We start from the raw sequence: 26,403 nt of genomic DNA on the forward strand, positions 1-26,403 counted from the left end.
CGTCAGCCGAGAGCGCGGTCGAGATTGAAGGCCGCGCTGATCAACGCGAGATGGGTGAACGCCTGCGGGAAGTTGCCCTGTTGCTCGCCGGTGTGGCTGATCTCCTCGGCGTACAGGCCGAGATGGTTGGCGTACGTGAGCATCTTCTCGAAGGCCAGGCGGGCCTCGTCGATCCGGCCGGCGTGGACCATCGCCTCGACGTACCAGAACGAGCAGATCGAGAACGTGCCCTCGTCGCCGCGCAGTCCGTCCGGGCTGGCCTGCGGATCGTAGCGGTAGACGAGGGAGTCCGAGACCAGGTCGTGGGTGAGGGCGTCGAGCGTGGACAGCCACTTCGGGTCGGTCGGGGCGATGAACTTCGTCAGCGGCATCATCAGGACGGCCGCGTCCAGTACGTCGCTGTCCTCGTACTGCACGAACGCCTGCCGTGTCTCGGACCAGCCGCGCTTCATGATCCGCCGGTAGATCGTGTCCCGGTGCCCGCGCCAGCGGACCAGGTCGGCGGGCAGACCGCGCCGGTTGGCCATGCGGATGGCCCGCTCGATCGCGACCCAGCACATCAGGCGTGAGTACAAGAAGTTCTTACGGCCGCCGCGGGTCTCCCAGATGCCTTCGTCGGGCTGGTCCCAGTTCTCGCAGACCCAGTCCACCAGGGCGCACACGTCGTCCCACTGGTCGCTGGAGATGGGCTTCGCCCACTTGTCGTAGAGGTAGATCGAGTCGATGAGCGCGCCGTAGATGTCGAGCTGGAGCTGCTCGGCCGCGCCGTTGCCGATCCGCACCGGCGCGGACCCCAAGTGCCCTTCGAGGTGGTCGAGTTCCTGCTCGGCGAGGTCGGTGCGCCCGTCGACGCCGTACATGATCTGCAGTGGGCCCGAGGGTTTGCCGTCGCCCGGACTGACGTGCCGGGTCACGAACTTCATGAACGCCTCGGCCTCGCCGGTGAAGCCCAGCCGCAGCAGGGCGTACACGCAGAAGGCGGCGTCGCGCACCCACACATACCGGTAGTCCCAGTTGCGTTCGCCGCCGATCTGCTCGGGCAGGCTCGTCGTCGGCGCGGCCACGATCGCCCCGGTCGGCGCGTAGGTGAGCAGCTTCAGGGTGAGCGCGGAGCGGTGCACCATCTCCCGCCAGCGGCCCCGGTACTGGGACTGGGACAGCCAGCGCCGCCAGTACGCCACCGTGACGTCGAACTGGCTCTCGGCCTCAGTGCGCGCACAGCCGCGCGGCTCCACCGGGCCGCCCACTTGGTCCAGCGCGAACACCGCCGACTCACCCTCCGCGAGCTTGAAGTCGGCGCGCGCGTCCAGGCCTTCGGCTTCCAGCGGCACGGTCGCGGTCAGCCCCAGCGACAGGCCGTCGGAGGCGAACACCGCCACGTCGCCCTCCATGCGCACGGTGTGCGGGACGCGGCCGTAGTCGAAGCGGGGCGCCACCCGCGCGCGGAACGGAATGGAGCCGCGGACGCACAGCACCCGCCGGATCAGCCGGTGCCGGGCGACCTCCTCGGCCTCGTGGCCGATCGGCATGAAGTCCTGCACCTCACCGACGCCTTCCTCGGTGAAGAACCTGGTGATCAGGACGTTCGTGTCCGGGAAGTAGAACTGCTTGGTCCGGGCCGGCACCGAGGCGGCGAGCTCGAAGGCGCCGCCCCGCTCCGTGTCCAGGATCGCCGCGAAGATGCTGGGCGCGTCGAAGGACGGGCAGCAGTACCAGTCGATGGTCCCGTCGGTCCCCACCAGGGCGACGCTGCGCAGATCGCCGATCAGCCCGTGCTCGGCGATCGGCAGATACCGCGAAGCCCCCGGTACGCCCTGATCGCTCGCTGTCCCGTCCATCACAGCCTCCCTGGCCCGGCCCCGTACCGCAGCCTCCCTGGCCCGGCTCGCACGGCGTCACAGTCAGCCTAGGCGCTCCGCTGGAGGCGCGGTGGGGCTGTATCGATACGCGGCTCCGCCGCGGGCGCAGGCCGGTGGGGGCCGGTCGCGCCCACGCGGCGGAGCCGTATATCGACGCAGCCCCGCGGGCCCCTTACGGGGCGCGATGCCGCACCGGACTTGGTCAAAGCCGCTCGGGTCCGTCCGGTACGCGCTGTCCGGACAATCGGCCACGCGTCAGACGGCGATCACCTGGATCCCGGCCTCCTCGAACCGCCGCACCGTCTCCGGGCCGGCCGCCGTGTCCGTGACCAGCGTGTCCACCGCGTCGGCCGCGCAGATCCGGGCGAACGCCCGTCGCTCCAGCTTGCTGGAGTCGGCGGCGACGACCACGCGCTCGGCCCGCTCGCACAGCAGCCGGTTGATCGCGGCCTCCGCCTCGTCGTGCGCGGCGGCGCCGTGGGCGACGTCGAAGGAGACGACGCCGAGCACGGCCACATCGATCGTGATCTGGGCGAGGACACCGTCCGCGAGCGGCCCGATGAGCTCGTACGACTGCGCCCGGGCGACCCCGCCGGTCACCACGATCTTGAACTGGGGGCGTACGGCCAGCTCGTTGGCGATGTTGAGGGCGTTGGTGACAACGGTCAGCGCGGGGGAGCCGGACGTGAGATCACTGCGCACGGCCAGCGCGCGGGCCACCTCGGTCGTGGTCGTTCCGCCGGTCAGCCCCACCGCCTCGCCGGGCGCGACGAGATCGGCGACCGCCTTGGCGATCCGCTGCTTCTCGGAGGCGTGCCGGGCGGTCTTGTAGCGCAACGGCAGTTCGTACGACACCCCGTGCACGACCGCGCCACCCCGGGTGCGTACGAGCATCTGCTGCTCGGCCAGCTGGTCGAAGTCGCGCCGGATCGTCGCCGCCGACACCGCCAGCTCGGCCGCCGCCTCCTCGACATCCAGCCGGCCGCGCTCGACGAGCAGCTCCAGCAGCGCCTTCCAGCGGGCGTCCCGCGACATCCGCGCCCTCCGTCCTTCGATCTTCCGGTGACCTTAGCGCACGCCCTTCTTGCGCCCATGCTTGATTATGCTCGAAAGTCAGCTATATCTTGCAAGAACAATCAAAGCACGGGAGGGGAACGGCATGACCCATGTCGAGGACGAGCTGACCAGCCAGCCCGAGTGCTGGACGCGGGCCGCGGTGGAGGCCGGCCGGCACGGCGGAGCGCTTCCGGCGCCGGGGGAGCGGGTCGCGATCGTCGGGTGCGGCACGTCGTACTTCATGGCGCAGGCGGCAGCGGCGCTGCGGGAGGGCGCCGGGCAGGGCGAGACGGACGCGTTCGCCGCCTCTGAGTTCCCGTACGGCCGCTCGTACGACCGTGTCCTCGCCCTGACCCGCTCCGGCACCACCACCGAAGTTCTGGAACTGCTCGGGCAGTTGAGGGGCCGCACGCGCACGACCGCCGTCACCGCCGACCCCGGCACACCCGTCATGACGGTCGCCGACGACGTCGTGGTCCTCGACTTCGCGGACGAACGGTCCGTCGTGCAGACCCGGTTCGCGACCACCGCACTGACCCTGTTCCGCGCCCACCTGGGCCTGCACACCGACTCCGTCGTGGCCGACGCCCGCACCGCGCTCGCCGGCCCGCTGCCCGAAGGGCTCGTCGACTGCGCGCAGTTCACCTTCCTGGGCCGCGGCTGGACCGTGGGGCTGGCCAACGAGGCGGGACTGAAGATGCGCGAGGCCTCGCTGTCGTGGACCGAGGCCTATCCGGCGATGGAGTACCGGCACGGCCCCATCAGCATCACCACCCAGGGTACGGCCACCTGGGTGCTGGGGGAGCCGCCCGAGGGCCTGGCCGAACAGGTGCGGGCCACCGGCGGGTTGTGGGTGGCCGGCGCTCTCGACCCGCTCGCCGAACTGGTCCGCGTCCAGCGGCTCGCGGTCGCCGTCGCCGCGGCGCGCGGCCTCGACCCGGACCGGCCCCGACACCTCACCCGCTCGGTCATCCTCGCCGACTGAAGGGACTCACCGTGCCCCTCACCACCACCGGCGAACTCGTCACCCGGGCCGCAGCGGCCCACTCCGCCGTCGCCGCCTTCAACATCATCACGCTGGAACACGTAGAGGCCGTCATCGCCGGCGCGGAATCCGTGGACGCGCCCGTCGTCCTCCAGATCAGCGAGAACGCGGTCAAGTTCCGCTACGGACGCCTGCTTCCGCTCGCCCGCGCCGCCGTCGCCGCCGCCGAACGGGCCGCCGTACCCGTCGCGTTGCACCTCGATCACGTCCAGAGCGACGACCTGCTGCGGCAGGCGCCGGGCGCCGGGTTCAGCTCCGTGATGTACGACGCGTCGCGGCTGCCGTACGAGGAGAATCTCGCGGCGACCAGGGCCGCCGTCGACTGGGCGCACGCCCAAGGGCTGTGGATCGAGGCCGAGTTGGGACAGGTGGGCGGCAAGGACGGAGCCCCGCCGCTCGACGCCCACGCCCCCGGCGCCCGCACCGACCCCGCTCAGGCCCGTGCCTTCGTCACCGACTCGGGGGTCGACGCCCTCGCGGTGGCCATCGGCAGCTCCCACGCCATGACCACCCGCACGGCCACCCTCGACCACGCCCTCCTCAAACGCCTCGCCGCCGCCCTGGACGTCCCGCTGGTCCTGCACGGCTCCAGCGGCGTACCCGACTCCGAACTCACCGCGGCCGTCGCGGGCGGCATCGCCAAGGTGAACATCGGCACCGCCCTCAACCTCGCCATGACCGGCGCGATACGGGAGTACCTGGCCGCCCACCCCGAGGCCGTCGACTCGCGGAAGTACCTGAGTGTCGGACGGGAGGCGATGGTGCGGACGGTCGCGGAGATCATCCGGGTGCTGGGCGGGCGGTGAGCAACGGCTGGTAGAACGAAGTGTGCCAAGTGACGTCCGTGAAACCGGACGCGCTCACCAGGTCGGTCAACTGCCCGCGGGTCAGCGCCCAGTAGGTGGTGCGACGCACGCGCACACTCCAGCCGTCGCCCGCCGGGACGAGCTGGAAGTGGTCCAGGTCGTAGCGCTCGCCGTCCTCGTGCCAGTGCCACAGCTGAAAGGTGATCACCTCACCGTCCCCGGTGCGCGAGACCTGAGGAGGGGCCGCCGTGGGCTTGGCTCGTCGGGCCTCGTCGTAGTCTCGGACGGTCAGCACCAGCAACCCGTCCTCGCGCAGCACCCGGCGGATTCCCGTCAGCGCCGCCTCGACGTCCTGCGCCGACAGCAGATGCGGCAACGCGTTGTCGGCGCAGACGACGACGTCGAACACGGACGGCGTGAACGGCAGCCGCCGCATGTCCGCGACGGCCACCGGAAGGCGTACGCCACGGGCGGCGGCTTCGGCGACCGCGCGTGCGGCCGCCACGGGACTCAGGTCGCTGCCGACGACCTGATGCCCCAGCCGCGCCAGCCCGATCGCCTGGGTACCGATGCCGCAGGAGCAGTCCAGGACCCTGCGCGGTCCGGCTCCCGGGCGCGGCCGGATCAGCTCGTCCAGCACCGCCGCCTGTCGCGCCATGCTCGCGTCCCAGTCCGGGAAGATCAGGTGGTAGTCGGGGGCCAGCTCGTCGTAGAAGTCCCGCACCGAATCGTCGGACACACCCACGGCACCTACTCCTTGACGGCTCGGAGCACCACGAATTTCGAGTCGCTTGCCACCAGTTCACTGTTGCCGAACAACCGCCGCAGCTTCAGGTGGTAGCCCAGGTGCCGATTGCCGATCACACACAGCTCACCCCCGGGCCGCAGCGCACGCCGCGCCCCGCTGAACATCCGCCATGCCGTCGCATCGGTCGTCGCCTGGTGGGAGTGGAACGGCGGATTGTTGAGCACGAGATCGACGCTGCCCGCGGGCACCCCCACCAGCCCGTCCCCGACCCGGAACTCAGCATGCCCCGACACCCCGTTCGCCTTGTACGTAGCCTCCGCCGAGGCCACGGCCTGGAACGACTCGTCCGTGAAGAGCACCTCGGCCTCGGGATCGGCCAGCGCGATCGCCGTACCGACGACACCGTTGCCGCAGCCCAGATCGACGACGCGTGCGCCGCCGGTGCCGTACGGCAGATGCTTCAGGAAGAAGCGCGTGCCGATGTCGAGCCGTTCGGCGCAGAACACGCCGGCGTGGTTGACGACGGTGGCACCGGAGGCCGGGCCGATGTCGTCGGGGAGCGTGTAGGTGTGCGGCCAGGGGTTGGCGGACGGCGCCTGGGCGGCCTCGGGCGTGCAGAAGATGAGCCGGGCCTTCTTCTCGGCGAGCGAGGTGCGGGTCGGGCCGAGGATCCGCTCGAACAGCCGCAGCGTGGAGGTGTGGATCTCCTTCACCATGCCGGTACCGACGACGACCGTGCCCTCGTGCACCGCGGGCGCCAGCCGCAGCAACTGGTCCTCCAGCAGCGCCAGACTCTTCGGCACCCGGACGAGGAGGACATCGACCCGGGCGGGCGGCGGATCCTGCGTGGTGAGGAGAGTGACGGCGCCGGTCTCGACGCCGTTGCGCGCGAGGTTCGCGCGGGTCGCCTCCTGACCCAGATACGAGTCCGTGATCTGCACCGGCCGATGCGCCGCGAGCGCCGTGCCCAGAGCGCCCCAGCGGTCGCCGAGAACCACGACCGCCCCGGACAGCGGAACCTCCTGGTCCGCGAGATACCTCAGCAGATAGTCGTCGGAGGCATCCCAAGCGCGCAGCCTCTCGCGCGGGTCCTCAGGGAAACGGGCCAGCGCGAGCTCGCCCCAGGGGGTAGTCATACGGTCGTCCATCGTGCGACAAGACTAAGCGCCCTGGTGAAGTCAGCTGCGGTTGGTCGGCGCCCCGAAGGGGCGCGGGGAACTGCGCGACAAGCCACAACGAGCCCGCAGACGAAAGACGACCCATCACCGCGCTTCCCGCGGAGCGAGCCGCAGGATGGAGGAATGGACCCCGAGCTGTTCCCCAGAGCCCGTACGGAGATCGCGCCCGGCGCGGTGCACGTACCGGACTGGCTGGACGCGGAGCGCCAACGCGAGCTGCTGGAGGCCTGCCGCGAGTGGGCCCGTCCGCCCGCAGGCCTCCGCACGGTCCGCACACCCGGCGGCGGCACGATGACCGCCCGACAGGTCTGCCTGGGCCGGCACTGGTATCCGTACGGCTATGCCCGCACGGTCGTCGACGGGGACGGCGCGCCCGTGAAGCCGTTCCCCGAGTGGCTGGGCGAATGGGGGCGCCGGGCGGTGCGCGACGCCCTGAGCGGACCGGCTGTGGCGTACGACATCGCACTGATCAACTTCTACGACGCCGACGCCCGCATGGGCATGCACCGCGACAGCGACGAGAAATCCGACGCGCCGGTGGTCTCACTCAGCCTCGGGGACACCTGCGTGTTCCGCTTCGGCAACACCGAGACGAGGACCCGGCCGTACACGGACGTCGAACTGCGCAGCGGGGACCTGTTCGTGTTCGGGGGGCCGTCCCGGCTCGCCTACCACGGGGTGCCGCGGGTGTACCCGGACACGGCACCGCCCGAGTTGGGCCTGACCGGGCGGCTGAACGTCACGCTCAGAGTCAGCGGCCTGTAGGGCCCGTCCGGCGGATCATGCCGGCGTCGCGAGGCCCCTCGCCCCCGCTCACCCGCACTGACGAGGTGCCGTTCCTTGCAGCCGGCCTGATCCGCCGGACCGGCCCCAGCCCCCTCGACCTGCGGATCATGGGAGACTCGCCGTCATGAGCGGGAAGGCGGACCCCCGGCCGGCGGGGGAAGGGACCACCTCGAGGACGCGGTTGGACCGGGGGCGCGGTGCGCTCGGGCCCGCGCTGGAGCTCGTGCACACCGGGCGGGCGCCGACCCGGGCCGTGCTCACCGCCGAGCTGGGGGTGACCCGGGCGACGGCGGGCGCGGTGGCCGCCGAGCTGGAGGCGCTGGGGCTGATCCGGGTGGACGCCCGGCCCGGCGCCGCGGCCGGTTCGCAGGGGCGGCCCTCGCACAGGCTGTCCGTCGCTGAGGACGGGCCCGTCGTCCTCGCCGCACAGGTGCACGCCGACGGATTCCGGGCGGCACTGGTCGGGCTCGGCGGCCGGATCGTCGCCACCGCGCCGGGCTGCGAGACAGTCGACGCCGACCCTGCGAAGGTCCTCGGATCCGTGGTGGAGGCGGGCGCCGACCTGCTGCACACGACGGGGCGGCGCTGCGTGGGCGCCGGGCTCGCTGTGCCGTCAGCGGTCGCCGAACCGGACGGCCTGGCCCTGAACCCGCTGCACCTGGCCTGGCCCGTGGGCGCGCCCGTCCGCCGGATCTTCGCGGAGTGCGTACGCGCCGCCGGGATCACCGGACCGGCGTTCGCGGGCAACGACGTCAACCTCGTCGCGCTCGCCGAACACCGGCACGGCGCGGGCCGCGGCGCCCGGCACCTGCTGTGCGTGGCCACCGGGCACCGGGGCGTCGGCGGCGCGCTCGTCCTCGACGGGCGCCTGCACACCGGCAGTTCGGGCCTGGCCCTGGAGGTCGGCCACCTCACCGTGAACCCGGAGGGCCGCCCCTGCCACTGCGGCAGCCGCGGCTGTCTCGACGTCGAGGCCGACCCGCTGGCCTTCCTCACCGCGGCGGGACGCGAACCCGGCCCCGAGATGTCGCTGGTGCGGCAGGCCGACGACCTGATCCGCAACCGGTACGACGACCTGTCCGTCCGTACGGCCACCGAGGAGCTGATCGACCGGCTCGGCCTCGGCCTCGCGGGCCTGGTGAACATCCTCAACCCGGACCGCATCATCCTCGGCGGACTGCACCGCACGTTGCTCGAAGCCGACCCGGAGCGGCTGCGTGCCGTCGTCGCCGACCGCAGTCTGTGGGGCCAGAGCGGCAGCGTGCCGATCCTGGCATGCACGCTCGACCACAACAGCCTGGTCGGCGCGGCGGAACTGGCGTGGCAGCCGGTGCTGGACGATCCGCTGGGGGCCCTGGGCGGCTCCGGTTGAGCCGGCAGCGCCCCGAAGGGGCGCGGGGCTGTGACATATGCGGCTCCGCCGCGGGGCGCGACCAGCCACGACGAGCCCGCAGACGATCGACGGAGCGCTCAGCCCGCGAGTGACTGAGTGCCCAGAACGGAGAGCAACTCCAGCTTCTCCGCGGCCTCGGTGCCCGGTTCGGCCGAGTACACAAGGATGTGCAAATCGTTGCCCTCGACCCGGAGCAGATCGCAGTCCAGAGTCAGCGGGCCCACCTGAGGATGCTCGATCGTCTTGCGCGAGGCCTCGAGCCGGCCGACGACACCCGCGTCCCACAGCTCGGCGAACCGCTCGCTGCCCGCACGCAACTCCGCGATCAGGCGCCGCAGTTGCCGGTCGCCGGGATACCGGCCGGCCGTTGCCCGCAGTTCGGCGACCATGCCGATCTCGAACGCGCGCCGCTCGTCCGGAGTGTGCCGGACCCGGGTGGGAGCGCCGAGGAAATTGCGCCACACTCCGTTGCGTTCGAAGCCACGCCGGCCGGAGGGATCGCCCATCAGCGCCGCGTACATCGGGTTGGCCATCAGCAGCGTCATGGCCGCGTCGGAGACGCCGACAGGGGTGTCCACCAGCCGGTCCAGCAGCCGCTGGACGCTCGGCGTGATGTACGCGGGCACGGTGTCGGGACCCGGAGGCACCAGCCCGGCCAGCCGGAACAGATACATCCGCTCGTCCCCCGTCAGCCGCAGCGCCCGGGCCAGGGCTTCGACGATCTGTCCGGACGGGTTGACCGCCCGCCCCTGTTCGAGGCGGGTGACGTAATCGACCGAGATCCCGGCCAGCAGGGCCAGTTCCTCGCGACGCAGCCCGGCCGCGCGCCGCTGACCACCGGCCGGCAGCCCGGCGGTCTCCGGGGCGACCCGGTCCCGCCAGCGCCGCAGGGCCCGCCCCAGTTCCGTCGTCGTCATCCCCCCAGTCAACCGCGTCGGACGCGACGGTGCCTGGTACTGGGAGTCCCAGGAAGAAGGATCCGCTGGCTGTCCACCCTGTCCAGCGGGATGGTGGAGCCATGACCACAACACTCATCACCGGAGCGAACAAGGGACTGGGCTTCGAGACTGCCCGCAGGCTCGTCGAAGCAGGTCACACCGTCTACGTCGGCGCCCGGGACGCCGAGCGGGGCCGCCGCGCCGCCGAACAGCTCGGCGCCCGGTTCGTCCAGATCGACGTCACCGACGACGCCTCCGTCCAGGCCGCCGCGAAGACCATCGAGGCAGAGGGCGGGCTCGACGTACTGGTCAACAACGCCGGCATCGAAGTGCGGGGCGAGAACAACAGCATCCCCGCCGCCGCGGACACCACCGCCGACGAGATGCGAACGGTGTTCGAGACGAACGTCTTCGGCGTCGTCCGTGTCATCCACGCCTTCCTGCCGCTGCTCCAGCGGTCCGCGGCCCCCGTCGTGGTGAACCTCAGCAGCGGCCTGGCCTCACTGTCCCGGCTCTCCGACCCGGACGCACCGGCCCACTTCTACCAGGCCATCGCCTACCCGACCTCGAAGACGGCCGTCAACATGATCACCGTGCAGTACGCGAAGGCGTTCCCGACCATGCGGATCAACGCCGTCGAACCCGGCTTCACCTCGACGGACCTCAACGGCCGTACCGGCACCCAGACCGCCGAGCAGGGCGCCGAGATCATCGTCCGCATGGCACAGGTGGGCCCGGACGGTCCGACCGGCGGCTACTTCGACGTGGACGGTCCGATTCCCTGGTAGGGCAAGCCGGCGGCGTTGAACAACGGGGTGCGCCACATCGGCCGGCCGCTCAATCCGTCAGGCTCCACAAGGCCGCCACCAACGGCCGCCGCAGATCCGCCCGCCGCACGCACAACCCGATCGGGAACGGCTCCGGCGGCGGATCCGCGGGCAGCACCGACAGCCGCTCGCGCACCGCACTGTGCTCCAGTACGAGACGCGGGACCACGCCCGTGCCGCAGCCCAGGGCGACCAGCGTCAGCAGCCCCTCATGCCCGTCCGGTTCACAGGCCACGTCGGGTGTCGTCCCGCGGGCGCGGAACCAGCGGTCGGCGGACTCGCGGACCAGCCCCCTGTGGGGCAGGACGAACGGCCCGTCGAGCCCCGCGTCCGGTCGCTCCCGCGCGGAGACCAGGACCAGCTCGGTCACCGCGACCGTCCGGCTCACCAGCGGCTCCGGCAGCCTGGCCGGAATCCCCGCGACGGCCACGTCCACCTCGCCCTCGTCGAGCCGGGCCAGCGCGGCAGCCGCGTCGCCGGTCCGCAGATCGAGCCGCACCTGGGGGTGGGCGGCACGGAACGGCGCCAACAGGTCGGGCAGCAGCGCCTGGCAGGCGGTCACCGTGGCGAACAGGGCCAGGCGGCCGGTCAGTTCGGCCGGATCGGGATGCTCCTCCCGGTAGGAGCGCCACAACTCCAGCGCCTGGACGGCGTATTCACGGAACCGATGCCCCTCCGCCGTCAGCGCCACCCCGCGCGGCCCCCGGTCGAACAGCCGGTGCCCGAGATCGGCCTCCAGCCGCTGCACGGTCCGCGTCAGCGTCGCCGGACTGACATGGCAGTCGAGGCTCGTCCGGCCGAAGTTCAGCGTCTGCGCCAGATGCAGGAAGAGCCGCAGCGCCCGATGGTCGTCCCGCACCCCGCCACCTGGTCCTTTCGCTTCTCGCAACACCGCGCTGCACAAGTTGCGCTTGCTGCAACGTTCGCCGTGAGCCTACAACTCCACCATGACCTCGACCACGTACACCTCCCGCGTCTTCCCGCTCGAAACCATGGACGTCCCCGGCGGCACGGAGACCATCCTGCGCGGCGGCCGGCATCTCTTTCCGCTGCTGCCGCAGGCCTTCGCCGGAGTGCGCCGCATCGGCGTCATCGGCTGGGGCCCGCAGGGCCGCGCCCAGGCCCTCAACCTGAGGGACTCGCTGGCCGGTACGGACATCCGGGTCGCCGTCGGACTGCGCCCCGGCTCCCGCTCGGCCGCCGACGCCCGCGCTCACGGCTTCACCGAGGAGACCGGCACGCTCGGCGACTGGCTGGCGGTGACCGCCGACAGCGATCTGGTGATCCTGCTGATCGCGGACGCCGCGCTCGCCGCCCATCACCCGGAGATCTTCAGCGCGTTGCAGCCGGGCGCCGCGATCGGCCTCTCGCACGGCTTCCTGCTCGGCCACCTCCGCGAGACCGGCGGCGACTTCCCGCCCGGACACCCGGTGATCGCCGTGTGCCCCAAGGGCATGGGCGACTCCGTGCGCCGCCTGTACCAGCAGGGCGCGGAGATCAACGGCGCCGGGATCAACAGCAGTTTCGCCGTGCACGCCGACCCCGACGGCCGGGCCACGGACCTCGCGCTCGGCTGGTCCGTGGCGCTCGGCTCGCCGTACACCTTCCGCACCACCCTGGACAGCGAGTACCTCTCCGACATCGTCGGCGAACGCGCCATCCTCCTCGGCGGCGTCCACGGCATCGTCGAGAGCCTGTACACCCGCTGCCGCCTCGCCGGAGACGACGAGGTGACGGCGTACGAACGCTCCTGCGAGAACATCACCGGCCCCATCGCCCGCGCGATTTCCCGCGCCGGATTGCGCGCGGTGCGCGAGGGCCTGGACACGGCCGGACGGGACGTCTTCGACCGCGCGTACACGGCGACGTACCGACCGGCCCGCGAGATCATCACGGAGATCTACGACGAGGTCGCCGACGGCACCGAGCTGCGCAGCGTGATCCTGGCCGAGCGGCGCCTCGGCGCCCGCCCGATGAGCGAGATCGGCGGCTCGCCGATGTGGGCGGCGGGTGAGCGGGTGCGGTCCCGGCGAGCCGAGCGCGACCTGCCCGTGGACCCGTTCACCGCCGGTGTCTTCGTGGCGACCATGACCGCGCAGATCGACGAGTTCGCCGAGCGCGGCCATCCCTGGTCGGAGATCGTCAACGAGTCGGTCATCGAGGCCGTCGACTCGCTGCTCCCGTACATGCACGCCCGGGACGTCGCCCACATGGTCGACAACTGCTCCCGCACGGCCCGCCTGGGCGCCCGCCGCTGGGGCCCACGCTTCCAGGCCGCCTACGAGCAGATCGCCTACCCCACCGCCCAACGCCCTGCGGACACGGCCCTGTTGACGGCCTTCGACACCCACCCCGCCCACGAGGCCCTGACCGCGGCGGCGAAGCTCCGGCCGTCGGTGGACATCGCCGTGGCCTAGTCCGGTACGTGGCGGGAGCAGCGCGAGACAGCCCTCGTACTCCCGTGGAGGTACATGCACTGCCGCTGGCCGTACGACGACCCGGACCCCTCCCCGGAGCCAGTCTCGAGACATCACCGGAAGACCCCTTTAGGGAGATGAACCGAGATGCAGACCCTGGCGAACTGGGACGGCGGACCCGGCCCGTGGATTCTCTTCTTCCCGCTGATCTGGGCGGCTGTCGTCGTCGGCGCCGTCACGCTCCTGCGCCGCACCGTCTGGCGCGGCCGACGCGGACCGTGGCGCCCGATGGACGACCACCGCCCGTCCGGCGACTCGCCGATCGCCATGCTCGGCCGGCGCTTCGCCTCCGGCGAGATCGACGAGGACGAGTACTGGCGCCGGCTCTCCGTCCTGGACGAGCAGTTCGGCCGCCACGCGGGCAAGGGCGGTGCGGCATGACGGTCACGACCGAAGTGCGTACGGCCGCACGCGTCGTCGACGCGGTGAAGGTGTACGGCGGTGGCGACACCGCCGTGCGCGCCCTGGACGGCGTGAGCGTCGGCTTCCCGGCCGGCCGCTTCACCGCGATCATGGGCCCCTCGGGCTCCGGCAAGTCGACCTTGATGCACTGCGCGGCCGGCCTCGACACCCTCACCTCGGGAGCCGCCTTCATCGGCGACACCGAGCTGGGCTCCCTCGACGACCGCCGCCTCACCCTTCTGCGCCGCGACCGCGTGGGCTTCGTGTTCCAGGCGTTCAACCTGGTGCCGACGCTCACCGTGGCCGAGAACATCACGCTGCCGCTGGACCTGGCGGGCACCAAGGGCGACCCGGAGTGGACCGACGCGCTGATCGACGTCGTCGGCCTGCGCGACCGGCTGCACCACCGGCCCTCCGAGCTCTCCGGCGGGCAGCAGCAACGTGTCGCCGTGGCCCGGGCGTTCGCCGGACGACCCGACGTCGTCTTCGCCGACGAACCGACCGGCAACCTCGACTCCCGTTCCGGCGAGGAGGTCCTGGGCCTGCTCGGCCGTGCCGTACGGCAGACGGCTCGCACGGTCGTCATGGTCACCCACGATCCGGCCGCCGCCGCCCACGCCGACGAGGTCGTCTTCCTCGCCGACGGACGCCTGGTCGACCGCATGGAATCGCCGACCGCCGACAAGATCCTGGACCGATTGAAAGCCTTCGAGGTGCCCTCATGAACGCCTCAGTACGCCTGAGCGTGTCCTCCTTGCGCGCCCACAAGCGCCGCTTCGCGGGTACGTTCCTCGCGGTGTTCCTCGGCGTGGCCTTCCTGGCCGGGACGCTCGTCATGGGCGACACGCTGCGCGCCAGCTTCGACACGATGTTCGGCAACGCGACGAGTGGCACCGATGCCGTGGTCCGCAGCGCCGACGCGATCACCACACCCGGCGAGAGCGAAGGCGTGCGGGAGCCGGTCGCCGCCGACCTGGTGGACAGCGTCGAGCAGGTCCCGGGCGTGGCGGCGGCCGTGCCCGACATCCAGGGCGCCGGCCAGCTCGTCGGCAAGGACGGCGACCCCGTCGGAGGCGCGGGCCCGCCCACCCTCGCCGGGAACTGGATCACCGACCCCGACCTCAACTCGTACGAACTCGCCGAAGGCCGCGCCCCGGAGAAGTCCGGCGAGGTCGTCGTCAACCGCGGCGCCGCCGAGCGCGGCGACCTGAAGATCGGCGACACGACGGTCCTGCGCACGCCCGACCCCGTACAGGTGACGATCGTCGGCCTCGCGACCTTCGGCGGCGAGGACGGCATGGCGCAGGTGACCTACACCGGCATGACACGCGCAGACGCAGAGAAGTACCTGACAGCCAGGCCCGGCGAGGCGTCGAGCATCCTGGTCCGGGCCGGCCCCGGCGTGAGCGAGCGAGAACTGGTGGACCGCCTGACTCCCGTACTGCCGGGCGGAGTCGAGGCCATCACCGGCCAGGAGTCGGCCGAGGAGAACACGGAGATGATCTCCAGCCAGTTCCTGTCCATCTTCACCACCCTCCTCCTGGTGTTCTCCGGCATCGCCCTGCTCGTCGCGACCTTCTCCATCCACAACACCTTCGCGATCGTCGTCGCCCAACGAACCCGCGAAAACGCCTTGTTGCGCGCACTCGGCGCCTCCCGCCGCCAGGTGACCGCCTCGACCCTGGTCGAGGCGAGCGTGGTGGCCGTGACGGCCTCGCTGGCAGGCCTGGCGGGCGGAATCTGCATCGCGGCCGCACTGCAGGCACTGTTCCCGGCGATCGGATTCCCCTTCCCCGAGGGCGACTTGGTCATCAGCGCGCTGTCCATGCTGCTACCGCTCGCGGTCGGCATCGTGGTCTGCCTCGGCTCCGCCCTGCTGCCTGCCGCACGCGCCGGCCACACGGCACCGCTGGCCGCGCTGCACGAGACCTCCGTAGACCACTCGGGCGCCTCCCGCCTCCGCGCCGTCCTCGGCTCGGGCCTGGCCGCCGTGGCCGTCGCCGTGACACTCACCGGCGTCCTGGCGACCCCGTCCATCTGGCTGGCCGCCACCGGCGCCGTCCTGGCCCTGGTCTCCTTCGTGGTCCTCGGCCCGGTCGCCTCCTCCACGGCCGTCCGCATCCTCGGCGGACCGCTCGACCGCCTCCGCGGCGTCACTGGTGGCCTCGCCCGGCGCAACGCCCTGCGCAGCCCCAAGCGGACGGCCGCGACCGCTAGTGCCCTGATGATCGGCGTGGCCGTGGTCTCGCTGTTCACGGTGTTCGGCGCCTCCCTGAAGGCGACCATGGACCAGACCGTGTCACGGTCCTTCGCCGGCGACATCGCCGTGAGCACCCCGTCCTTCGGCGCGGGCGGCAGCGGACTGAGCCCCCGCCTCGCCGGCGCCGTCCAGAACATCCCCGAGGTCGACACGGCCGTAGGCCTCGGCCGCGGAGTCGCCGAAGTCGACGGCAAGGGACGGGCCTTGACCGTCACCGACCCGATCGCCCTCGACCGCACCTTCGACCTCGGCAAGGTCGACGGCTCCCTGCGCGACCTCGGCACCGACGGCATCGCCCTCACCCGCAGCGAGGCCGACAAGCAGAACCTCACGACCGGCGACAAGACGCAACTCACCTTCACCGACGGCAAGAAGGAGACCTTCACCGTCCGCGCGGTCTACGGCCAGTCCGAGATCGCAGGCGACTACGTCATCACCCGCGCCGCCTGGTCCCCGCACCGCACCCAGGACGCCGACACCCTGCTCGCCGTCTCCTTCAAGGACGGCGTGAGCATGGACGCGGGCAAGGCCGCGGTGCAGAAAGTGGCCGACCACTACGGCAACCCGGAAGTCCAGACCCGCGACGAGTACGCGCAGTCCGCGGCAGGCGGCATCGACATGATGCTCACCCTCGTCTATGCCCTGCTCGCTCTAGCCGTCCTCATCGCGCTTCTCGGCATAGCCAACACCCTCACCCTGGCGATCCACGAACGCACCCGCGAACTGGGCCTCCTCCGTGCTGTCGGCCAGACCCGTCCCCAACTGCGCGCCATGGTCCGCTGGGAGTCCATCCTCGTAGCCGCCTTCGGCACAGTCGGCGGCCTCACCCTCGGCGCCTTCCTCGGCTGGACCCTGGTCAAGGCCTCCGACGGCGCAAGCGACAGCGCCTTCGCCTTCGCATTGCCGCCTTTCCAACTTGCGGTGGTGGCCTTGGTAGGTCTCGCGGCGGGAGCCCTCGCGGGCCTACGCCCGGCACGCCGAGCAGCCCGCCTGGACGTACTGAGGGCAATAGCCACCGAGTAACGGCAAGGGCATTGGCTCTGTGCCGTTGCAGCAACGGCGATCTGGCTGTCACCGTCGCGCGCTGTGCTGGATGGCTCGGTCGCCTTCGGGGGCGCTTTATGCCGGTGTCGAGAGACCGACCGTGCTCGGCGCTGCGCGCCTCCGCGCGCTCGGTCTCTCGACACCGGCGCGCCCCCTGCGGCTCCCTCGCGGCCGGCGCGTTGGACCAGTGCATGTTGGTGGGCCCTTGCCGTCAGTCGGTGGCGAGGGCCCACCGGCGTTCAGGTGTGCCGGCTGGCACAGAGCCCCCCACAAGTCCCAAGCAAGCCCCTCAGCCCCCTCAAACGCCCGCATCAACCGTACGCTCAACCTCCGCAAGGACACCCCGACTCGCCTCCCGCACCACCCGCCGAGGCGGACAAGCCGCCCCCACCCCCACCTCCGCCCGCACCCCCACCGGCGTCGGCAGCGTGAACCACACGACCTTGCCCGACTCCCCGTCCGGCCTGACCCCCCAGCTCTCGCTGACGGCAGCCACCATCGCCAGGCCGCGCCCGCACGTCGCGAGCGTGTCGGCGTCGCCGACCTCGGGAAGCCGTGGGTCGTGGTCGTGCACCGAGACCATGAGCCGGTCGAGCAGCAGCTCGATCTCCACGGTGCACATCTTGTCGGGCTGCGCATGCTGGTGGACGTTGGTCAGCAACTCGGTCACACCGAGCGCGGCCCGGTCGATCAGGGTGTCCAGATGCCAGTAGCGCAACTGTGCCGATACGATTCTGCGGACCTGTCCGATCCGCGACGGCAGGGCTTGGAGCTCCACCGTGCAGTGTCTGCTTGGGTGACTGATCACGGCTGCGACTCCCCGACGTGAGGTGGGAAGAACACGAACGTACGGATCCAGCAGGATGCGTGCGTGGGACTGCCGCCTGCTGTCATGGCCGGCGGGCTGGTTCGCAGCGTTATCGCCGGTAAACCCAGAGTGACGTGAGACCAGCGTGACGCAAGGAGCGCCGTACCGCAACTCTTGGTAGTTCAGCGATTACGCCCCGCAGCCCTGCGCACCGCTTCGATGAACCGGCGTGCCGCGGGCGGCCCCGGCTCGCCCGGCGCGGGGTCGTGGTCGCCAAGGGTCAGCAGGTACCGCTTGCCGTTGAGGTCCGCCAGCGCCCGGTCCTCCGGCGCGAACCAGGGCCGGGACGCGCGCACCGCCTGGACCGGCGCGCTGTCGATCTCGCTGCCGTAACTGGTGAGCAGCTCCAGCCTGCCGCCGCTGATCCGGACCTGTCCGGCCCGGGTGAGCGAGCGCAGCCGCTTCCCGATCCGCACGCCCGTGGCCGTGAACTCCGGCTCCGCCATGCTGTCCCGCCCCCTCGTGCGCGTCGGTGCCGGCCGCGATCCCGCGTGGGCCGTGGCCGGCTCGTTTTCGTGATCCAGTGTGCGTCTATCCAGTGTGCGTCGATCCCGTGTGCGTCCTCGGACGGGGCCCGAGTCCCGTTCCGGACCGGCGTCCTGCCCGGGCCCGCCTCCCGTCCGGTGCAGTCTGCCCCCACCCGACGCAGAGCACCAGTGCGCACGTCCCGGTCGGAGCAGGCGCCCGCAGCACTTGCGCGAATGCGCCCCCCATGCCACCCCCAGCGTGGCCTTTGAGGTGCCCAAAGCCGCGTTTATGCAGGTGAGAAGCGTGCGGAACCTGCTTATGATCGGTGCGACGGCCGCGCGAACCGCCGTGGACGACAGCCCTGAGGAGCAGCGCCGTGAAGACCTCCGCACACACCCCGACCGGCGTGACCCTCGACGTCGACCACAGCGACGCCACCTACCGCGGCTGGCTGAAAGAGGCCGTCCGCAAGGTCCAGGCCGACGCCAACCGCTCGGCCGACACGCACCTGCTCCGCTTCCCGCTGCCGGAGAAGTGGGGCATCGACCTGTATCTCAAGGACGAGTCCACCCATCCGACCGGCAGTCTCAAGCACCGGCTCGCCCGCTCGCTGTTCCTCTACGGCCTGTGCAACGGCTGGATCCGGCCGGGCCGTCCGGTGATCGAGGCGTCCAGCGGTTCCACGGCCGTCTCCGAGGCGTACTTCGCGGGACTCATCGGCGTGCCCTTCATCGCCGTCATGCCGCGCACGACCAGCGCCGAGAAGTGCCGCCTCATCGAGTTCCACGGCGGGCAGTGCCACTTCGTGGACGACTCGCGCAAGATGTACGAGGAGTCCGCGCGCCTCGCGGTGGAGACCGGCGGCCACTACATGGACCAGTTCACCTACGCCGAACGGGCCACGGACTGGCGCGGCAACAACAACATCGCCGAATCGATCTTCCGCCAGCTCCAGCTGGAGCGGTTCCCGGAGCCCGCGTGGATCGTCGCCACGGCCGGCACCGGCGGCACCTCCGCGACTCTCGCGCGCTATGTGCACTACATGCAGTACGACACCCGTATCTGTGTCGCCGACCCGGAGAACTCCTGTTTCTTCGAGGGCTGGACCACCGGCGATCCGGACGTCACCTGTGACCGGGGCTCCCGTATCGAGGGCATCGGCAGGCCGCGCGTCGAACCGAGCTTCGTGCCCGGCGCCATCGACCGGATGATGAAGGTGCCCGACGCGGCGAGCGTGGCGGCCGTCCGCGCCCTGGAGCAGACCATCGGCCGCAAGGCGGGCGGCTCGACCGGCACCGGGCTGTGGAGCGCGCTGAAGATCGTCGCCGAGATGGTGGCCGACGGGCGGCGGGGGAGCGTGGTCACGCTGCTGTGCGACCCGGGCGACCGCTATCTCGACAAGTACTACTCGGACGTATGGCTGGCCGGGCAGGGCCTGGACATCACGCCGTACACGGCGGCGATCGAGTCACTGCTGGAGACGGGGATCTGGCCGTCCTGAGCCGGCGCCACCCAGCCGGATAATCCGGCGCCGGCCTGAGTCAGCGCACCCCCAGCCGCCGGCCCAGCGCCGCCTCGCGTCGGCGTGCCTCCGGACGCCGGTCCGGTGCCGCCTGTGTACAGGCGCGCTGTCGGACGCCGGTCCAGTGCCGCCTCGCGTCAGCGCACCCGCAGCCGCCGGTCCAGTGCCGCCTTGCGTCGGCGTGCTTCCGGACGCCGGTCCGGTGCCGCCTGTGTACAGGCGCGCTGTCGGACGCCGGTCCAGTGCCGCCTCGCGTCAGCGCACCGCCAGCCGCCGGTCCAGCGCCGTGACCGCGTCCCGGAACGCACGGCTCAGGCCTGTGCGGGCGAGCTTCAGCACCATGCGGAACGGGGCGGTCCCGTCGGCGGCGAAGGTCCACTGCACGCGCGTACCCGTCCCGGCCGGCGTCAACTGCCACTCCTCGACCAGCGCACGTGCCCCCGGCGCGTTGGTCTCGTCGACGCGATAGGCGTACACCTCCGGCCTCTTCGCGGCGAGGATCGTCTCCTGGAACCGTGTGCCGCCCCTGAGCCGGATCTCGCGCCCGGCGCCGTCCCCCGTGGGCCGGGCCAGCGTCACCGCCGAGAACCAGTCCACCCAGCCCGGCACATCCTCGGCGAGCGCGGCGAAGACCGCCTCGGGCGGCGCGGAGATCTCCCGCACGAAGACCAGGCGTACCGGCGCGGAGCCGACGAAGTCGAGTCCCACCGGGCGCAGACGGCGAGCCATGGACGACAACCTCCAGCAGCGAGGCGGGCGTTGACCGGGCAGCCTCACCATAGCTGACGTGCCGTCAGGTGTCTGCCTCGCCGCCCGTCAGTCCTCCATGCCCTCCACGCCCTCCTCGGGCTCACCCGCCACCACCAGCCGGCGCAGGTGCTCCGCCACCTCGTCGCGCGCCTCCGCGGGCAGTCCGGCGTCCGTCACCAGCGTGTCGACCTGCTCCAGCGCGGCGAACGAACTCAGGCCCACCGTCCCCCACTTGGTGTGGTCCGCGACCACCACGACCCGCCGCGCCGACTGCACGAGCCGCCGGTTGGTCTCGGCCTCCGCCAGGTTCGGCGTCGACAGGCCGGCCTCCACCGATATCCCGTGCACCCCGAGGAACAGCACGTCGAAGTGGAGCGCGGCGATCGCCTGGTCGGCCACCGGGCCCACGAGCGAATCCGACGGCGTGCGCACCCCTCCGGTCAGCACGACCGTCGCCGCGCCCTGCCGCGGGCCCGAGGTGCGGTGCGCGGCGTGGAAGACATCGGCCACCCGCACCGAGTTGGTGACCACCGTCAGGTCCGGCACGTCGAGCAGATGGTGCGCCAGCGCGTACGTCGTCGTACCGCCCGACAGGGCGATCGCGCTGCCCGGGGCCACCAGCTGTGCCGCGGTCCGCGCGATGTCCTCCTTGGCCGTCAGCTCCAGGCCCGACTTGGCTTCGAAGCCCGGCTCGTGCGTGCTCGCCTCGACCACCGGGACCGCGCCGCCGTGCACCTTCTCCAGCACGCCCTGCCGTGCGAGCGCGTCCAGATCACGGCGCACGGTCATGTCCGACACGCCGAGCTTGCGGGTCAGCTCGTTCACCCGGACGCCGCCGCGACGCCGCACCTCGTCCAGGATCAGGGCGCGCCGCTGCTCCGCGAGGAGGTTCTGATTCTCACTCACGTACGCTTCGGTTCCTTTCGTCCAAGGGCCGTCCGACACGCCCCGCAGACCCACTCCGACAAGCACATTCTCCCCGGCCCACTGCGTGGACGACCCATCCTTTCACGGCTCGGCGTCGGCGTGTCACCGGCTGTGCCGTCGCGCGCATGTCACTCGTGTCCCATCCGTTGTCCTTCTGTCACCCGGATCGGGGAGATTCGGTGACAACAGGTGTGCGGTCCCCGCGGAGCGGAGATCCTTACGCCCGCACGGACAGAAGCCGACGGCGCGTCACGGGGGAAGTGCGAGAACAGTGGAACGTGTCTTGTCCGAGGGGGCGGACGGACCCGCCCAGAAGCCCGGAGAACCAGGCATCGCCCTGGAACTGCTGGTCCACGGCGTCGGTGGCGCCACGCCCGAGAAGATGCTGGACGATCCGCGGACGGTGCGGATCACCGGCGACGACACGGCGGCCGTCTTCCGCCGCGCCGACGACGCCGACGCGGAGACCGGTCCCCGCGACCACCGCGACGAACCGGTGCCCGAGGCCTACGTCTGGTGCAACCTCACCTCCGGCAACAGCGCCCGCGCCCTGTGGCTGCTGTTACTGCCGTTCATGGTGGTCAACCTTGCCCACTGGATGCGGCCCAGGGCCCGGGGCCGCGACCGCACGGTACGGCTGTACGGGCTGCTGGTGCGGCTCACCGGACTGACGCTGACGGTGCTGCTCGTCGCGGCCGCGTGCGAGGTCGCCCTCGACCTGACGGCATGGCAGTGCGCGGGCAGGTCCGCGTGCGCCGAACGGCACTCCTGGCTGGGCTTCCTGTCACCGGAGGCCGGCGGCTGGTGGAGCCTGCCGGGCCGTCGGCTCGCGCTCGCCGCCGTGGTGCCCGCCGCGCTGACCGGCCTGCTGTGGTACCTCTCGCGCCGTACCTGGAGCGCGTACGAGTCCCAGCAGCCGATGGTCCGCACCGTCGAGCCCGACGAGGACACCAGTCGCACCGCCCTGGGTCGGCCCGGCTTCTGGTACGGGCGGCGCCTGGTGGCCCGGCTGCGGGCCGCGCACACCGCGGCTGGCCTGCTGACGGTCGCCGCGGCGGTCGGCACGTCGGCGGCCCGTTTCGATCGCGGGCCCGGCGGCCCCGCACTGCTCGACACGCTGGGGTGGCTCCTGGTCGGGGTGCTCGTCGCGGGCGCACTCGCCGTCGTGTGGGTGATCTGCCGCCGGGGCCGCAGCGAGAACCGCCTCGATCAGGAGCTCGACGAGCACCTCGTACGACGGCTGCCGCTCGCCTCGCTCGTCCTGCTCGTGCTCGCCATGGTGTACGCCGGGTGGGAACGCCAGGGCTGGGAGTCGGACGGCCGGCTGCCGGGCGACGCGACCTTCGGCGGCATCGCCCTGCTCCAGGGCCTGCTCGTCATCGTCCTGGCCGTGGTCGCCCACCTGCTGTACCGCACCCACCCCGACCCCCGCGCCGCGATGTACGGCTTCGGTGGACCCGCCGTCGCGATGCTGGCCTGCGCACTGGGCGGGGTGATGTCCGGCGGCCTCGCGCAGCGGGTGGCGGACTGGCTGGACGGCACGCGCGCGTCCATCCCCGGTCCGCCGGTCCTGCTGACCTGGCAGTCGTCCGTGATCCCGCCGCTGCTCGTCGTCCTGCTGGTGTTCTGCGGCGCGCTGGCATGGCGGACCTGGCGGCTGTGCCGCGCCGAACTGGGTGCCGTGCGCACCGACCAGCCGGGCGACCCGCAGGACCCCACCCGCACCCGCCGTATCGCGAACACCCGCGCCATGGCCACACTCACCGACCGCGCCCCGCTCCTCGTGGCCGTCATCTCCACCACGACGCTGCTCCTGGGCGCCGGGGCACTCGTGGGCGCCATGGTGTCCGACAAGGTGCCGAGCAAGGCCACCGGCTCGACGCACCCCTTCCTCCACGGCGCCGCCGAAACGGCCCAGGCACTGGGCTCCTGGCTGATCAGCCTCGGCTTCATACTGTTCGTCACCTGGGGCCGACGCGCCTACAAGGACGCCTCCGCCCGGCGCACCATCGGCATCCTGTGGGACGTCGGCACCTTCTGGCCGCGCGCCGCCCACCCCTTCGCCCCGCCCTGCTACGCCGAGCGGGCCGTGCCCGACCTGACCTGGCGCATCGCGACCTGGACCCGTGCCACCGGCGGACGACTGGTCATCTCCGGCCACTCCCAGGGCAGCGTGCTCGCCGCCGCGGCGGCCTGGCAGCTCACCCCGTCCGCACGCAAGCGAGTCGCCCTGCTGACGTACGGCTCCCCGCTCGAGCGCCTCTACGGCCGCTGGTTCCCGGCCCACTTCGGCCCGGCCGCCCTCAGCTCCCTGCACCACGACGTCGACTGCTGGCGCAACCTCTACCGCCTCACCGACCCGATCGGCGGCCCGGTGGGCCTCGCCGGCGACTGCGGCCCCGAGGTGGACCGCGACGCCCTGGAGGACCCCCTCGCCTACGGCCGCACGGACACACATCCGCTGCCCGCCCCCATCCTCGGCCACTCCGACTACCAGGCCGACCCGGCGTTCGCGGAGGAACGCGAGCGGCTGCTGGCCCGGCTGCGGCCGGAGCTGCCCGGACCGCGCCGGGAGGGCGAGGAGGGTCAGGGTGAGTCGGGCAGATCCTCGGCGTAGAGCAGCGTCAGATCGTCCGTGCTCGGCTCCTCGAACTGCGCGACCCGGCTCGCGTGCCGCTCCACCATCGCCTCGAAGGTCTGGCGGGCGGTACGGCCGTTGCCGAACGCGGGCCCCTTGGGGATCGCGGTGAAGTACTTCAGCAGGGCTTCCGAGGCGCCCGCTGCCAGCCGGTACTCGTGCTCCTCGGCCTGCTGCTCCACGATGCGCAGGAGTTCTTCGGGGTTGTAGTCGCTGAAGGTGATGGTCCGCGAGAAGCGGGAGGCCACGCCCGGGTTGACGGACAGGAAGCGTTCCATCTCGGCCGTATAGCCCGCGACGATCACCACGACCGCGTCCCGGTGGTCCTCCATCAGCTTCACCAGCGTGTCGATGGCCTCCTTGCCGAAGTCCCGGCCCGAGTCCTGAGGCGACAGCGCGTACGCCTCGTCGATGAACAACACGCCGCCGCGCGCCTTGTCGAAGGCCTCCTGGGTGCGGATCGCCGTGGAGCCGATGTGCTCGCCGACCAGATCGACGCGGGACACCTCGACGAGATGACCCTTCTCCAGCACGCCGAGCGAGGCCAGGATCTCGCCGTACAGACGGGCCACCGTCGTCTTGCCGGTGCCGGGGGAGCCGGTGAAGACCAAGTGGCGCTTGACGGACGCGGCCTTGAGGCCCGCCTGCTGGCGGCGCCGGCCCACCTCGATCATGTCGGTCAGCGCCCGCACTTCGCGCTTGACGCTGTCCAGGCCGACCAGCGCGTCGAGTTCACCGAGGACGGCCTTCGAGGTCCGCGTCGGCTTCTCGGGCTGGGTGGCGGCGACCAGCGGCTCCTGCTCGGTGGTGCGCTGCCCCGGGATCGCGCCCAGCAGACCCGGCGACTGACTGACCGTCTGCACCACCGTCTCGCGCGCCGCAGGCGGCTTGAAGCCCCCGCTCTCGTCGCTGCTGCAGTCCTCCACGACCGGACCGGTAGCGGCCGCGTCCGGGCCGCCGTCGGCGAACTCGTACCCGCCGCGCGCACACCGCTCCGTACGGCACTTCTTCAGCGTCGTACGGCAGCCGTCGATCACATGGAAGCCGTAGCCGCCGCTGCCCGTCACCCGGCAGTTCAGGAAGCTGCCACGACCGCCCGCCGACACATAGAAACCGGCTTCCGCGGGGGAGTCGACCGTGCACCGCTCGATGGTGGGGTCGGCGCCCTTGGTGACGATCACGCCGGTCTGCATGCCGTCCAGCGTGCAGCCGTTGAGGGTGCCGCCGCTGCCGTGGTCACGGAACCAGGCGCCCGTCGCCGCGTCCCGGATACGGCAGTCGTCGAGTTGCGCGGTCGCGCCGTCACTCACCGACACGGCCGTGTTGCGCACCTGGGAGATGTCGCTGTCGACGACGTCCGCGCGGGAGCCGCGGTCCAGGACGAACAGCGCGTCCGGTACGTCGTGCACCCGGCAGGAGTCGAGGACCGCGGTGGCGCCGTCGCTGACCCACACCGCGGGATAGTCGCCGGTGCTGTCGAAGATCTCGCACTGGTTGGCGTCCACGCGGGTGCCCGGGTCCCACACCGACAGGCCGTTGCGGCCGAACTGACGCACCGTCGTGCGGGTCAGCGTCAGTACGGAGCGCGAGCGCAGGTCGACCGCGTTCTCCGGGATGTCATGGATGCGGCAGTCGGCCAGGGTGAGCACGGCGTCCGTGTCGAGGGTGACCCCGTCGGCGGTGGTGCGGTGCACATCGCAGTCGGTGAGATGTGCCGTGGCCCGGCCGGTGATCTGCACGCCGCTGCCGCGGACCTCGTACACCTCGCAGCCCACGGCCTCCAGCGCCGAGTTCTCCCCGGTCGCCGTCAGGCCCGCGCCCGACGTGTGGTGGACGCGGCAGCGCTCCAGACGCGGATGGGCGCCCCCGCGCACCGCGACCCCGGACTGGCCGGCCGAGACGACCTCGCACTCCTCGAACACCCCGCCCCCGCCGTCGAGTACGGCGATGCCGATGCCGGCCGGGTTGTCGACGGTGCAGCGCCGCACCGTCGGCCGGGCGCCGCCGCGTACTTCGATGCCGGCCGCGGACCGTGTGACGATCCGCACGTCCGACAGCTCGGGTGCGCCTTCCTCGACGAGCAGCGCGGGCGCGGCCGCGTCCTGGCCCTCCACATGCAGGTCCTGGACGACCGCGGAGGCACGCACGGTCAACGGCACACCGTCCAGGGGCGCGATGCGGACGGAGCCGGGGGAGCCCTCAGGGCCACGCAGGGTCACCGCCCGCTGCACCACGAGGTTCTCCCGGTAGGTGCCTGGAGCGACAGTGAGGACATCGCCGTCGGTCGCGGCCTCCAGGGCGGCGGCGAGCGATGCGTACTCACCCGTGCGGCGGCGCCACCGCGATGTGCCGGTGTGCGTCACCTGGACCGTGCCCTGTGCCATGGCGTTGCTGTGCCCCCACCTCGGTCG

Annotated in this window: 22 protein-coding genes; 11 read left to right on the top strand and 11 right to left on the bottom strand. The window is 71.8% G+C overall.

Annotated elements, in window-relative coordinates; genetic code table 11:
• Positions 1-2: 2 nt before the first annotated feature.
• Together OG828_RS43470 and OG828_RS43475 are read right to left on the bottom strand one after the other, a co-directional pair.
• Positions 3-1,838 (bottom strand): glycoside hydrolase family 15 protein, encoded by a 1,836-nt coding sequence (locus OG828_RS43470; protein WP_328369813.1) that lies wholly within the window; start codon positions 1,836-1,838, stop codon positions 3-5.
• A gap of 276 nt (positions 1,839-2,114) precedes the next feature.
• A complete protein-coding gene (locus OG828_RS43475; protein WP_328369816.1) occupies positions 2,115-2,894 on the bottom strand; it encodes a DeoR/GlpR family DNA-binding transcription regulator in 780 nt (259 codons plus the stop codon).
• Between the two features lie 124 nt (positions 2,895-3,018).
• On the opposite strand from OG828_RS43475, the gene OG828_RS43480 reads away from it, so the two are divergent.
• Positions 3,019-3,900 carry an SIS domain-containing protein gene (locus OG828_RS43480; RefSeq protein ID WP_328504276.1) on the top strand — a complete coding sequence of 294 codons (882 nt, stop codon included), beginning with the start codon at positions 3,019-3,021 and terminating at the stop codon, positions 3,898-3,900.
• A gap of 11 nt (positions 3,901-3,911) precedes the next feature.
• Entirely contained in the window at positions 3,912-4,766 is an 855-nt protein-coding gene (locus OG828_RS43485; protein ID WP_328504277.1) for a class II fructose-bisphosphate aldolase, read from the top strand.
• Here the strand turns inward: OG828_RS43485 and OG828_RS43490 are convergent.
• Together OG828_RS43490 and OG828_RS43495 are read right to left on the bottom strand one after the other, a co-directional pair.
• A complete protein-coding gene (locus OG828_RS43490) occupies positions 4,741-5,505 on the bottom strand; it encodes a class I SAM-dependent methyltransferase (protein ID WP_328372645.1) in 765 nt (254 codons plus the stop codon). The two genes, OG828_RS43485 and OG828_RS43490, sit on opposite strands and share 26 nt — an antisense overlap.
• A gap of 11 nt (positions 5,506-5,516) precedes the next feature.
• Positions 5,517-6,650 (bottom strand): methyltransferase, encoded by a 1,134-nt coding sequence (locus tag OG828_RS43495; protein WP_328504278.1) that lies wholly within the window; start codon positions 6,648-6,650, stop codon positions 5,517-5,519.
• Positions 6,651-6,815: 165 nt separating this feature from the next.
• Between OG828_RS43495 and OG828_RS43500 the strand changes: the two genes are divergently transcribed.
• The gene (locus OG828_RS43500) at positions 6,816-7,457 is read left to right on the top strand and encodes an alpha-ketoglutarate-dependent dioxygenase AlkB family protein (protein ID WP_328504279.1); all 642 of its coding nucleotides are present in this window, start codon (positions 6,816-6,818) and stop codon (positions 7,455-7,457) included.
• A gap of 145 nt (positions 7,458-7,602) precedes the next feature.
• Positions 7,603-8,850: an ROK family protein gene (locus OG828_RS43505; RefSeq protein ID WP_328504280.1), complete on the top strand. Its 1,248-nt coding sequence runs from the start codon at positions 7,603-7,605 to the stop codon at positions 8,848-8,850.
• 98 nt (positions 8,851-8,948) lie between these two features.
• Here OG828_RS43505 and OG828_RS43510 read toward each other — a convergent pair whose 3' ends face one another.
• Complete coding sequence (locus OG828_RS43510; protein ID WP_328504281.1) at positions 8,949-9,788, bottom strand: helix-turn-helix transcriptional regulator; 840 nt, start codon at positions 9,786-9,788, stop codon at positions 8,949-8,951.
• Between the two features lie 101 nt (positions 9,789-9,889).
• Here OG828_RS43510 and OG828_RS43515 point away from each other — a divergent pair, with 101 nt between their 5' ends.
• Positions 9,890-10,597: an SDR family oxidoreductase gene (locus OG828_RS43515; RefSeq protein WP_210578692.1), complete on the top strand. Its 708-nt coding sequence runs from the start codon at positions 9,890-9,892 to the stop codon at positions 10,595-10,597.
• Between the two features lie 49 nt (positions 10,598-10,646).
• On the opposite strand, the gene ilvY is transcribed toward OG828_RS43515, so the two are convergent.
• Positions 10,647-11,495, bottom strand: coding sequence for an HTH-type transcriptional activator IlvY (gene ilvY, locus OG828_RS43520; RefSeq protein ID WP_328369839.1), 849 nt, complete (start codon positions 11,493-11,495; stop codon positions 10,647-10,649).
• A gap of 88 nt (positions 11,496-11,583) precedes the next feature.
• Between ilvY and OG828_RS43525 the strand changes: the two genes are divergently transcribed.
• From OG828_RS43525 to OG828_RS43540, 4 genes are all read left to right on the top strand, one after another.
• Positions 11,584-13,053 carry a ketol-acid reductoisomerase gene (locus OG828_RS43525; RefSeq protein WP_328504282.1) on the top strand — a complete coding sequence of 490 codons (1,470 nt, stop codon included), beginning with the start codon at positions 11,584-11,586 and terminating at the stop codon, positions 13,051-13,053.
• Positions 13,054-13,200: 147 nt separating this feature from the next.
• Positions 13,201-13,494, top strand: a complete 294-nt coding sequence (locus tag OG828_RS43530) for an SHOCT domain-containing protein (RefSeq protein ID WP_210578683.1) — start codon at positions 13,201-13,203, stop codon at positions 13,492-13,494.
• The gene (locus tag OG828_RS43535) at positions 13,491-14,240 is read left to right on the top strand and encodes an ABC transporter ATP-binding protein (RefSeq protein ID WP_328369856.1); all 750 of its coding nucleotides are present in this window, start codon (positions 13,491-13,493) and stop codon (positions 14,238-14,240) included. The genes OG828_RS43530 and OG828_RS43535 overlap by 4 nt, the downstream gene beginning before the upstream one ends.
• On the top strand, positions 14,237-16,798 hold the full coding sequence (locus OG828_RS43540; protein WP_328504283.1) for an ABC transporter permease: 2,562 nt from the start codon (positions 14,237-14,239) through the stop codon (positions 16,796-16,798). Before OG828_RS43535 ends, OG828_RS43540 begins: the two co-directional genes overlap by 4 nt.
• Before the next feature lie 319 nt (positions 16,799-17,117).
• On the opposite strand, the gene OG828_RS43545 is transcribed toward OG828_RS43540, so the two are convergent.
• Positions 17,118-17,627 carry an ATP-binding protein gene (locus OG828_RS43545; RefSeq protein WP_328504284.1) on the bottom strand — a complete coding sequence of 170 codons (510 nt, stop codon included), beginning with the start codon at positions 17,625-17,627 and terminating at the stop codon, positions 17,118-17,120.
• Between the two features lie 182 nt (positions 17,628-17,809).
• Positions 17,810-18,133, bottom strand: coding sequence for a hypothetical protein (locus tag OG828_RS43550; RefSeq protein WP_210578675.1), 324 nt, complete (start codon positions 18,131-18,133; stop codon positions 17,810-17,812).
• A gap of 398 nt (positions 18,134-18,531) precedes the next feature.
• On the opposite strand from OG828_RS43550, the gene OG828_RS43555 reads away from it, so the two are divergent.
• A complete protein-coding gene (locus tag OG828_RS43555; RefSeq protein ID WP_328504285.1) occupies positions 18,532-19,656 on the top strand; it encodes a PLP-dependent cysteine synthase family protein in 1,125 nt (374 codons plus the stop codon).
• Between the two features lie 276 nt (positions 19,657-19,932).
• On the opposite strand, the gene OG828_RS43560 is transcribed toward OG828_RS43555, so the two are convergent.
• On the bottom strand, positions 19,933-20,406 hold the full coding sequence (locus OG828_RS43560; RefSeq protein WP_328504286.1) for an SRPBCC family protein: 474 nt from the start codon (positions 20,404-20,406) through the stop codon (positions 19,933-19,935).
• Positions 20,407-20,493: 87 nt separating this feature from the next.
• Positions 20,494-21,333 (bottom strand): DeoR/GlpR family DNA-binding transcription regulator, encoded by an 840-nt coding sequence (locus tag OG828_RS43565; RefSeq protein WP_328504287.1) that lies wholly within the window; start codon positions 21,331-21,333, stop codon positions 20,494-20,496.
• Between the two features lie 292 nt (positions 21,334-21,625).
• Between OG828_RS43565 and OG828_RS43570 the strand changes: the two genes are divergently transcribed.
• Positions 21,626-23,971 (top strand): hypothetical protein, encoded by a 2,346-nt coding sequence (locus OG828_RS43570; RefSeq protein ID WP_328504288.1) that lies wholly within the window; start codon positions 21,626-21,628, stop codon positions 23,969-23,971.
• Here OG828_RS43570 and OG828_RS43575 read toward each other — a convergent pair.
• Positions 23,941-26,376, bottom strand: a complete 2,436-nt coding sequence (locus OG828_RS43575) for a right-handed parallel beta-helix repeat-containing protein (RefSeq protein WP_328504289.1) — start codon at positions 26,374-26,376, stop codon at positions 23,941-23,943. The two genes, OG828_RS43570 and OG828_RS43575, sit on opposite strands and share 31 nt — an antisense overlap.
• Positions 26,377-26,403: the final 27 nt, after the last annotated feature.

Source organism: Streptomyces sp. NBC_00457 (assembly GCF_036014015.1).
In the GTDB taxonomy this organism is placed as follows: domain Bacteria; phylum Actinomycetota; class Actinomycetes; order Streptomycetales; family Streptomycetaceae; genus Streptomyces.